This window comes from Bordetella hinzii LMG 13501, assembly GCF_001548475.1.
Lineage (GTDB): Bacteria > Pseudomonadota > Gammaproteobacteria > Burkholderiales > Burkholderiaceae_B > Bordetella > Bordetella hinzii.
Window position 1 is genome coordinate 1 of record NZ_LRUJ01000068.1, and the last position, 9916, is coordinate 9916.

Annotated in this window: 8 protein-coding genes; 3 read left to right on the top strand and 5 right to left on the bottom strand. The window is 67.8% G+C overall.

The features are described 5' to 3' along the window. The coding region (locus AXA74_RS23195; RefSeq protein WP_060833332.1) for an FAD-binding oxidoreductase at positions 1–3401 on the top strand (3401 nt) is incomplete at its 5' end. 371 nt (positions 3402–3772) lie between these two features. Continuing rightward, positions 3773–4465 (top strand): GntR family transcriptional regulator, encoded by a 693-nt coding sequence (locus tag AXA74_RS23200; RefSeq protein WP_032957886.1) that lies wholly within the window; start codon positions 3773–3775, stop codon positions 4463–4465. A 22-nt stretch (positions 4466–4487) separates the two neighbouring features. On the opposite strand, the gene AXA74_RS23205 is transcribed toward AXA74_RS23200, so the two are convergent. The 4 genes from AXA74_RS23205 to AXA74_RS23220 are packed head-to-tail and all read right to left on the bottom strand — an operon-like array spanning position 4488 to position 7448. Beyond that, the gene (locus AXA74_RS23205) at positions 4488–5252 is read right to left on the bottom strand and encodes a LamB/YcsF family protein (protein ID WP_029580041.1); all 765 of its coding nucleotides are present in this window, start codon (positions 5250–5252) and stop codon (positions 4488–4490) included. Next, positions 5249–6271: a 5-oxoprolinase subunit C family protein gene (locus tag AXA74_RS23210; protein ID WP_029580042.1), complete on the bottom strand. Its 1023-nt coding sequence runs from the start codon at positions 6269–6271 to the stop codon at positions 5249–5251. Before AXA74_RS23210 ends, AXA74_RS23205 begins: the two co-directional genes overlap by 4 nt. Then, positions 6268–6996, bottom strand: coding sequence for a 5-oxoprolinase subunit PxpB (gene pxpB, locus AXA74_RS23215; protein WP_032963260.1), 729 nt, complete (start codon positions 6994–6996; stop codon positions 6268–6270). Before pxpB ends, AXA74_RS23210 begins: the two co-directional genes overlap by 4 nt. Before the next feature lie 26 nt (positions 6997–7022). Further along, on the bottom strand, positions 7023–7448 hold the full coding sequence (locus AXA74_RS23220) for a VOC family protein (protein ID WP_029580044.1): 426 nt from the start codon (positions 7446–7448) through the stop codon (positions 7023–7025). Between the two features lie 143 nt (positions 7449–7591). Between AXA74_RS23220 and AXA74_RS23225 the strand changes: the two genes are divergently transcribed. Further along, positions 7592–8530, top strand: a complete 939-nt coding sequence (locus tag AXA74_RS23225) for a LysR family transcriptional regulator (protein ID WP_060833333.1) — start codon at positions 7592–7594, stop codon at positions 8528–8530. Here AXA74_RS23225 and serA read toward each other — a convergent pair. Next, positions 8505–9704, bottom strand: coding sequence for a phosphoglycerate dehydrogenase (serA, locus tag AXA74_RS23230; RefSeq protein WP_029580046.1), 1200 nt, complete (start codon positions 9702–9704; stop codon positions 8505–8507). The two genes, AXA74_RS23225 and serA, sit on opposite strands and share 26 nt — an antisense overlap. Positions 9705–9916 lie beyond the last annotated feature (212 nt).

The following is a 9916-nucleotide window of genomic DNA, read 5'->3' on the forward strand; positions in this document are numbered from 1 at the left end:
GGGTCGAGTACCCCTTTGTCGTGCTGACGCCGGACGGCGAGGAAGAGATCGCCGCCCTGGTGCGCGCCTGTATCGAGCTGGGGCTGACCATCGTGCCGCGAGGCGGCGGCACCGGCTACACGGGCGGCGCCATCCCGCTGACCTGGAAGTCGGCGGTCATCAATACCGAGAAGTTCGACCAGATCAGCGAGGTCGAGCTGACGCGCCTGCCCGGCCGCGATGACCAGGTGGGCGTGATCGCCACCGGCGCCGGCGTGGTCACCAAGCGCGTGGCCGAGGCGGCCGAGCGCGGCGGCTTCGTGTTCGCCGTGGACCCGACCTCGGCCGAGGCCTCCTGCGTGGGCGGCAATATCGCCATGAACGCCGGCGGCAAGAAGGCCGTGCTCTGGGGCACGGCCCTGGACAACCTGGCCTGGTGGCGCATGGTGGATCCGGACGGCAATTGGCTGGAAGTCACGCGCCTGGACCACAACATGGGCAAGATCCACGACGTGGAGACGGCGCGTTTCGAGGTCAAATGCTTCGACGGCGCGGCCCGGCCGGGCGAGAAGCTGCTGCGCACCGAGATCCTGGAGATCCCAGGCCGCGTCTTCCGCAAGGAAGGCCTGGGCAAGGATGTGACCGACAAATTCCTGGCGGGCCTGCCGGGGGTGCAGAAAGAAGGCTGCGACGGCCTGATCACGTCGGCGCGCTGGGTGGTGCACCGCATGCCGCGCCATACGCGCACGGTCTGTATGGAGTTCTTCGGCCAGGCGCGCGATGCGATCCCGTCCATCGTCGAGGTCAAGGGCTACCTGGACGGCGAGGGCCGCCAGCGCGGCGCCATCCTGGCCGGCCTGGAGCACCTGGACGAGCGCTATCTGCGCGCGGTCGGCTATGCCACCAAGAGCAAGCGCGGCGTGTTGCCCAAGATGGTGCTGATCGGCGATATCGTGGGCGACGATGAAGACGCGGTGGCCGCGGCCGCCAGCGAAGTGGTGCGCCTGGCCAATACCCGCCATGGCGAGGGCTTTGTCGCCGTCAGCGCCGAGGCCCGCAAGAAATTCTGGGCCGACCGCTCGCGCACGGCGGCCATCGCCCGCCATACCAACGCCTTCAAGATCAATGAAGACGTGGTGATCCCGCTCAACCGCATGGGCGAGTACACGGACCACATCGAACGCATCAATATCGAGCTGTCCACGCGCAACAAGCTGCGCCTGCTGGACGCGCTGGACGAGTACCTCGCCCAGCCCCTGCCCGTGGGCAAGCCCGAGGACGCCGAGGACGCCGCGCTCACGCGCGCCGAGGTGCTGGCCGAGCGCACCCAGCAGGCCATGGCGCTGCTGGCGGGCGCGCGCCGCCGCTGGCAATGGCTGCTGGACCATCTGGACCTGCCCCTGGCCGAAGCCGGGCCGCATCTGGCGGATATCGGCCTGGACGGCATGGCCGAGGCATTCGGTGCCCGGCTGCGGAACCAGCCGCAGGCGCGGGTGTTCGACGTCGTGCAAGACCGCACGGTGCGCGTCTCGTGGAAGACCGAGGTGCTGGCCGGGCTGCAGGGCATTTTCTCGGGCGCGGCGGCCAAGCCCATCCTGGACGAAATCAAGAACATCCACGCGCGCGTGCTCAAGAGCCGGGTTTTCGTGGCGCTGCATATGCACGCCGGCGACGGCAACGTGCATACCAATCTGCCGGTCAACTCCGACGACTACGGCATGCTGCGCGAGGCGCACGAGGCGGTCGACCGCATCATGCAGATCGCGCGCGACCTGGACGGCGTGATCTCGGGCGAGCACGGCATCGGCCTGACCAAGTACGAGTTCCTCACCGAGGAGGAACTGGCGCCCTTCCAGGCCTACAAGCGCCGCGTCGATCCGAACGGCCATTTCAATGCCGGCAAGCTCATGCCCGGCGCCGACCTGCGCCACGCCTGGACGCCTAGCTTCAACCTGATGGGCCATGAGTCGCTCATCATGAAGCAAAGCGACATCGGCGCGATTTCGGAGTCGGTCAAGGACTGTCTGCGCTGCGGCAAGTGCAAGCCGGTGTGCGCCACTCATGTGCCGCGCGCCAACCTGCTGTACTCGCCGCGCAACAAGATCCTGGCGACGTCGCTGCTGGTCGAGGCCTTCCTCTACGAGGAGCAGACGCGCCGTGGCGTGAGCCTGCGCCATTGGGAGGAGTTCGAGGACGTGGCCGACCATTGCACGGTCTGCCACAAGTGCTATACGCCTTGCCCCGTCGACATCGATTTCGGCGACGTCTCGATGAATATGCGCGCGCTCCTGCGCCGCATGGGCCGCAAGTCCTTCAATCCGGGCACGGCCGCGGCCATGTTCTTCCTGAATGCCAAGGATCCGGCGACCATCAACGCCACCCGCAAGGCCATGGTGGGCGTGGGCTACAAGGTCCAGCGGGCCGCGCATGACCTGCTGGCCAGCGTGGCCCGCAAGCAGACCGAGCATCCGCCGGCCACGGTGGGCAAGCCGGCGCTGCGCGAGCAGGTGGTTCACTTCATCAACAAGAAGATGCCGGGCGGCCTGCCCAAGCAGACCGCGCGCAAGCTGCTGGATATCGAAGACGCCAACTACGTGCCCATCATCCGGGATCCCAAGAGCACGACGGCCGATACCGAGGCGGTGTTCTATTTCCCGGGCTGCGGTTCGGAGCGCCTGTTCTCGCAGGTGGGCCTGGCCACCCAAGCCATGCTGTGGCATGCGGGCGTGCAGACGGTGCTGCCGCCAGGCTATCTGTGCTGCGGCTATCCGCAGCGCGGCAACGGCATGACCGACAAGGCCGAGCAGATCATCACGGACAACCGCGTGCTGTTCCACCGGGTGGCCAATACGCTGAATTATCTGGACATCAAGACCGTGGTGGTGAGCTGCGGCACCTGTTATGACCAGCTCGCCGGCTATGAATTCGACAAGATCTTCCCGGGCTGCCGCCTGATCGACATCCACGAATACCTGCTCGAAAAAGGCATCAAGCTCGATGGCGTGCAGGGCGTGCGCTACATGTACCACGATCCCTGTCATACGCCCATGAAGCTGCAGGATCCGATGAAGACGGTCCGCTCCCTCGTGGGGGACCAGGCGGTCAAGAGCGACCGCTGCTGCGGCGAGTCCGGCACGCTGGCGGTCAGCCGCCCCGACATCTCGACGCAGGTGCGGTTCCGCAAGCAGGAAGAACTGCTCAAGGGCAGCGCGGCCGTGCGCGCCGATGGCTTTGACGGCGACGTCAAGGTGTTGACGTCCTGCCCGTCCTGCCTGCAGGGCCTGTCGCGCTACCAGGGCGACACCGGCCTGGACGCGGACTACATCGTGGTGGAGATGGCGCGCCACATCCTGGGCGAGAGCTGGATGGAAGACTATGTGCGCCGCGCCAATACGGGCGGCATCGAGCGCGTGCTGGTCTAGCCGCCGCCCGGGCCGCCCCAGGTGGGCGCGGTGGGCGTCGCGCTGCCGCGGCGGTTTCGCGCGGCGGCATGAATTCATTGATATCGCCGTGGACGCCCGCGTGGATCGCGGGCTGCCCGTGCGCGCGGAAGCACAGCCGCGTCGTGCTGGCCGGCACGCATGGCGATTCTCCGGGCAGGCGGCTGGCGCGGCCGCTGAAAAGGCCGCCCTGGGCGCAGATGAGCCGCTGATCGGCGCGGCCGTGCGGGAGGGCTGTACCGATAGGTCCGCGAGTGTCCCCGGGGCGAGGCGGGGGCGGGCCGCGCCCTTTTTGCGGGCGAAACGGCTTTTTGTGTTTCAATATTTGACTCCCTTCCTTGCAACAGTCTTTCATGCCGTTGGAACCGACCTTGCCCGTCAAAGCGCCAGCCACGATTCCCTATTTCCTCCAGGAGCAGATCCGCGAGCTGATCATCGATGGCACGTTCAGGCCCGGCCAGCCCCTGCGCGAGCAGGAGCTCGAGCAGCGCTTCGGCACCAGCCGCAGCCCGATCAGAGAGGCCTTGCGCCTGCTGGAGCTCACCGGCCTGGTGGCGCACATGCAGCGCAAGGGATTCCGCGTCAGGCGTTATACGGAAACCGAGATCCGGCACATCTATGCGTTGCGCGCTGAACTGGCGGCCTACGGCCTGAGGCAGCTGGACGGTGTGATTTCTGACGAATTGTTGCGTGAGCTGCGGACCTGCGACCAGGAGATGGCGCGCGCGTACGCTGCCCAGGATATCCGCGGCTACGCGGACTTCCTGCGCCGTTTCTACCTGGCGGGTGTGCGGTACGCCGGCAATACGCCGCTGGAAGACACGCTGACGCGGCTATACGAGCAGGTCGAGCCCATGCGCTACATCTTCTTGCGCCATGCCCTGGCCGACCTGGCGTATGACACGTTTCACCGTGAAGTGCTGCGGGCCCTGGAGGCCGGCGAAGCCTTGCGGGCGGCCGAAGCCGCGCGCGACCATGTCCAGCGCCACCTGCCGGGCATCGTGCGCGCCTATGATGAGGCGGCGGCCGAAGCCGGCGTGCACTGAAGCAAGTCCCGCTGAAGCCGGTTCAGGCCCGCGGCGCGCCCACGGCGATGCCGGCCGCCTTCAAGGCCTGGCGGATGGCGCCCGCGAACAGCACGGCATTGGGCTGGTCGCCATGGATGCACAGTGTGTCGGCGGCCAGCGGCACGGTCTTGCCGCTGACGCTGGTCACGCTGCCCTGCTGCACCATCTGCAATACCTGGGCCACCGCCTGGTCGGCCTCGGTGATCATGGCGCCAGGCTGCGTGCGCGGGGTAAGGCTGCCGTCGTCCTGGTAGGAGCGGTCGGCGAAGACCTCCTGCGCGGTGGCCAGGCCCAGGGCCCGCGCCTCGCTGATCCAATGGCTGCCGGCCAGGCCGTACAGGATGAGCTGGCGGTCCACGTCGCGCACCGCCGTGCAGATGGCGCGTGCCAGCGCGGCGTCCTTGGCGGCCATGTTGTAGAGCGCGCCGTGGGCCTTGACGTGATGCAGGCGGGCGCCCTGCGTGGCGGCCACGCCGGCCAGGGCACCGACCTGGTAGACCACCATGTCATAGGCTTCCTGCGCGCTGATCTGCATGACGCGGCGTCCGAAGCCGCCCAGGTCCGGCAGGCTGGGATGCGCGCCGATGGCCACCCCGTTGGCCAGCGCCAGCGCGACGGTCTTGCGCATGGTGCCGGGGTCGCCGCCATGGAAACCACAGGCAATATTGGCCGAACTCACCAGCGGCAGCACGGCCGCATCATTGCCCATGGGCCAGGCGCCATAGCTCTCGCCCATGTCGCAGTTCAGATCCAGGGTCTTGCTCATGTTCGGGCCTCCTTCAGGGCGATCGACTGCAAGAGCGGGTCGCGCAGGGCTTGCAGGCGGGCATGCAGTTCGTCGAAGGCGCGTGCCCGCGCGCTGTCCAGCGCCTGGGCCTGCTCCAGTTCGATCATGGAAAAACGGACTTCCTCGCCGGGCAGGCGCTGTGCCAGCGCGGGCAGGTCGACGCTGGCGACCTGGGCCAGCTTGGGATAGCCGCCCGTCGTCTGGCGGTCGGCCATCAGCACGATGGCCTCGCCGCCGGCCGGCACCTGTATGGTGCCAAAGCAGGTGGCTTCGGACAGGATCTGGCGCGGCCGGTCCATGAGCAAGGGCGGGCCCTGCAGGCGGTAGCCCATGCGGTCGGATTGGGCGCTGATGCGGAAAGGCTGGGCCAGGAAAGCGCTGCGGGCGCGGTCAGAGAATTCGTCCCAGTGCGGGCCGGGCAGCACCCTCAGCGTGTCGCGCGCGAACGTGCGCAGGGTGGCGGGCAGATAGATGCGCGTGTCCCACAGCGCCTGGGCCAGCGGGTCGAGCACCTCGGGCTCGGCGCGCAGGGGCCGCGCCAGGCCGATGCGGTCGTCCTTGCGCAGCGCGCGCCCGTGCCAGCCGCCGAAGCCGCTGCGCAGGTAGGTGCTGCCGCTTTCCATGACCGGCTCCAGCGCGAAGCCGCCATAGACCGCCAGGTAGGCGCGCGCGCCCAGCGCCGGCGCGCCGAAGGCCAGGATGGCGCCGGGCCGCGCGATCAGCGGGCGGTTCAGCGCCAGCGGCTTGCCGTCCAGCGTGGCGCCCAGGTCGGCGCCGGCCACGGCGAAGCAGGCCGCGCTGTCAAAGCGCAGGGTGGGGCCGGTGAGTGTGATTTCGAGCGTGGCGACCTGGGTGTTGTTGCCGGCCAGCAGATTGGCCAGCTGGTGGGCGCGCTCGTCCATGGCGCCGGCCACGGGGATGCCCTGGTGCTGGTAGCCATACCGTCCTTCGTCCTGGAAGGTCGACAGCATGCCGGGCTTCAGTACGGTGATGCTCATGACTGCTCCGCGCGCAGGCGGTCGAAGGCGGCCTCATCGATGGGCACGAAGCGGATGCGGTCGCCTGGCTGCAGCAGCGAGGCCGGTTCGCGCGCCGGATCGAACAGGGTGAGCGGCGTGGCGCCGATGATGCTCCAGCCGCCGGGCAGGCGGCTGGGATAGATCACGGTCTGGCGGTTGGCGATGGCCACCGAGCCGGCCGGCACCTCGGTGCGCGGCGAATCGCGCCGAGGCAGGTTCAGGCGCGCATCATGCACGCCGATATAGCTGTGCCCGGGCGCGAAGCCCAGCATATAGACCATGCTGCCGGGCTGGCCGTGCAGCGCGATGACTTCGTCTTCGGACAGCCCGCAGGCGCGCGCGACCTCGGCCAGGTCGGGGCCGTGCCTGCCGCCATAGCAGACGGGCACTTCCACTTCGCGGCTGGCCAGCGTGTCGGTGGCGATGCCCTGGGCCAGCAGTTCACGCACGCGCGCGGCCAGTTCGGCAAACAGCGGGCCGCCCTGGGGCAGCGGCCGGTAGTGCACGGCAACCGTGGTGAACGAAGGCACCACATCCACCACGCCGGGCCAGCGCGCCAGGCGGATCTGGCGGGCCAGTCCCAGGCAGAGCCGGCCGGTGGCTTCGGCGATGCTGTCGCCCAGGATGACCAGCAGGCAGCGGTCACCCTGGGGTTGGATGCGCCAGTCGGGATGACCGGGAGCGGCTTCTTGAGTCTCGGACAACGGCAATCCTGCTGAGCGGCAAGGGCTTACTTGGCGAACAGCGACTCGATATTCTTGAAGGCCTTGAACTCCAGGGCGTTGCCCGACGGATCCAGGAAGAACATGGTCGCCTGCTCGCCGACTTCACCCTTGAAACGGATGTAGGGCTCGATGACGAAATCGGTGCCGGCATCGGTCAGTTTCTTGGCCATGGCCTCCCATTGTTCCATCGAGAGCACCACGCCGAAGTGACGCACCGGCACGTTATGCGAGTCTACGGCATTGGTGGCGTTTGCGCCGCATTCGCCCGGGGCCAAGTGGGCCACGATCTGGTGGCCGTAGAAATTGAAGTCGATCCACTCGGGCGAGCTGCGACCTTCCGGACAGCCCAGCAGTTCACCATAGAACTTGCGGGCTTCGGCCAGGTCGCGGACCGGGAAAGCAAGGTGGAAAGGGGGGATGGCGGTCGTCATGATGGCGTTTCCAGGGCAAGGCAGCGGCAGCGCTGCGACAGAGCTAGTTTACGTATTGTTTTTTTGATCGAAAAACGATATTTTTTGAGACTTACAATCAAAAAAATTGATGCTTGTCCTCGGGTGTATATACGTCCCTTATTATGTTGCGGGAATTCAAGACCTTTGTCGCCGTGGCGCGCGACGGCACGTTCACCGGCGCGGGACGCCAGCTGGGGCTGACCCAGTCGGCGGTCAGCGCCCAGATCCGCCGTCTGGAAGATCATCTCGGCGTGACCCTGTTCGACCGCAGCGGCAAGGCGGCGGTGCTCAATGCCCATGGCCGCGAACTGCTGCCCCAGGCCGAAGAGCTGCTGGCCCTGGCCGAGGGCATGGTCAACCAGGCCGGCGGCCGCGTGAGCGGCGTCTTGCGCATCGGAGCCATCGCGTCGGTGCAGCAGGACCTGCTGGTGCATGCGCTCAAGCCGTTCCGGGCGGCCTATCCCGATGTGAGGGTGCGGGTGGTCCCGGGGGTGTCGCTGTCGCTGCTGGGCCAGGTCGATGCCGGCGAGGTCGACCTCGTGGTGCTGATCCGGCCGCCGTTCACGCTGCCGCCCGAGCTGGCCTGGAAGGTGCTGTTGCGAGAGCCCATGGTGCTGGCGGTCAACGCGCGCATGCCTCACAGGCCCTGGCGCGAGGTGCTGGAGAGCGAGCCCTTCATCCGCTATGACCGCTCGTCTTTCGGCGGCCGCCTGGTGGACCGCTTTCTGCGGCGCCACCGGGTGGCGGTGCACGAGGCGGTGGAGCTGGACGAGATCGACGCCTTGGCCAATCTGGTGCGCGAAGGCCTGGGCGTCGCGCTGCTGCCGCGCACCCGCCGCCTGGATGGCAGGGGCCTGCGCCTGATGGATCTCGGCGAGCCGGATTTCGTGCGCGAGATCGGCGTGGTTGGTCGCCTGTCGCGCTCGCCGCTGCTGGAAAAAATGGTGGACTGCCTGGGGCAGGCCTCCCTGGGGCAGGCCTCCCTGGGGCAGGCCTCCCTGGGGCAGGCCGGACCCGAAGGCCCGGCCGCCGGGCTTATAGACGGTCGCAGCGCACCGTGATGGGGTGGTTGCGCAGCGCGCTCATCACGGTGTCATCCACCGTGCCATCGACGTCCGTGACAACATAGCCGATCTGGCCCCGCGTCTGCAGCGTTTGGCTGACGATGTTCAGGCCGTGCTCGGCCAGCAGGTTGTCCAGCGTGCCGAGAGCGCCCGGCGCATTGCGGTGCACATGCAGGATGCGCGCCGCGCCCGCCGGTTCGACATAGGCCAGCTCCGGGAAATTGACCGCCGTCTTGGTGGTGCCGGCCTTGAGGAAGCGCACGAGTTTTTCCGCCACCTCGCGGCCGATATTTTCCTGGGATTCCTGGGTGCTGCCGCCGATGTGCGGCGTGAGGATGACGTTGGGCAGGCCGATGAGCGGGCTGGCCAAGGGTTCGTCCGGGCCCTTGGGCTCGGTCGGGAAGACATCCAGCGCCGCGCCGGCCAGATGGCCTGCGCGCAGCGAGGCATCCAGGGCCTCGATGTCGACCACCGTGCCGCGCGACGCATTGATCAGGATGGCGCCCCGGCGCATTTGCGCCAGCGTTTCCGCATTGATGATGTTCTCGGTGCTCTTGCCGCCGGGCACGTGCAGCGTCACGACATCGGACTGGGCCAGCAGCTCGCCCAGCGAAGCCGCCGCCCGGGCATTGCCCAGCGGCAGCTTGGCCTCGACGTCGAAATACACCACGCGCATGCCGATGGCTTCGGCCAGCGTGCTGATCTGCGAGCCGATGTTGCCGTAGCCGACGATGCCCAGCGTCTTGCCGCGGGCTTCGAACGCGCCGGCGGCGCTCTTGTCCCAGTGCCCCTGGTGCACGCGCAGATTCTTTTCAGGAATGCGGCGCAGCAGCAGGATGGCTTCGCCCAGCACCAGCTCGGCCACCGAGCGGGTATTGGAGAAGGGCGCATTGAACACCGGCACGCCGCGCTTCATGGCGGCGTCGACGTCCACCTGGTTGGTGCCGATGCAAAAGCAGCCGATCACGCGGATGTCGGGAAATTCGGCCAGCAGCTCGGCATCGAGATGGGTACGAGAGCGGATCCCAACCACTTCGGCGCCGCGCAGGGCGGCGCGCAGCTGCTCGGCGGGCAGGGCCGTGCTGTGCGTGGCGATGTCGGAGTAGCCGGCGGCTTCGAAGACCGCGCGGGCGCTGGGATGGACGTTCTCGAAAAATACGATTTGAGCCATGGATGCTTGCCGTCAGGAAAGGGTGCCCCGGGCGTTGTCCCGGAACCGGCGCCAGCGGGCACCGGCTCCCCCATTGTGGCCCAAATTCATGCTGCAGGCGCACAATCCCTTGGCGCCAGTGTGGCCTCGCCCCTGCCTCAGCGCACGGCGCGCCAGACGCTGGCGCTGCCATCGGCCTGCACCAGCAGCACGTCATAGGGATCACGCCGCCC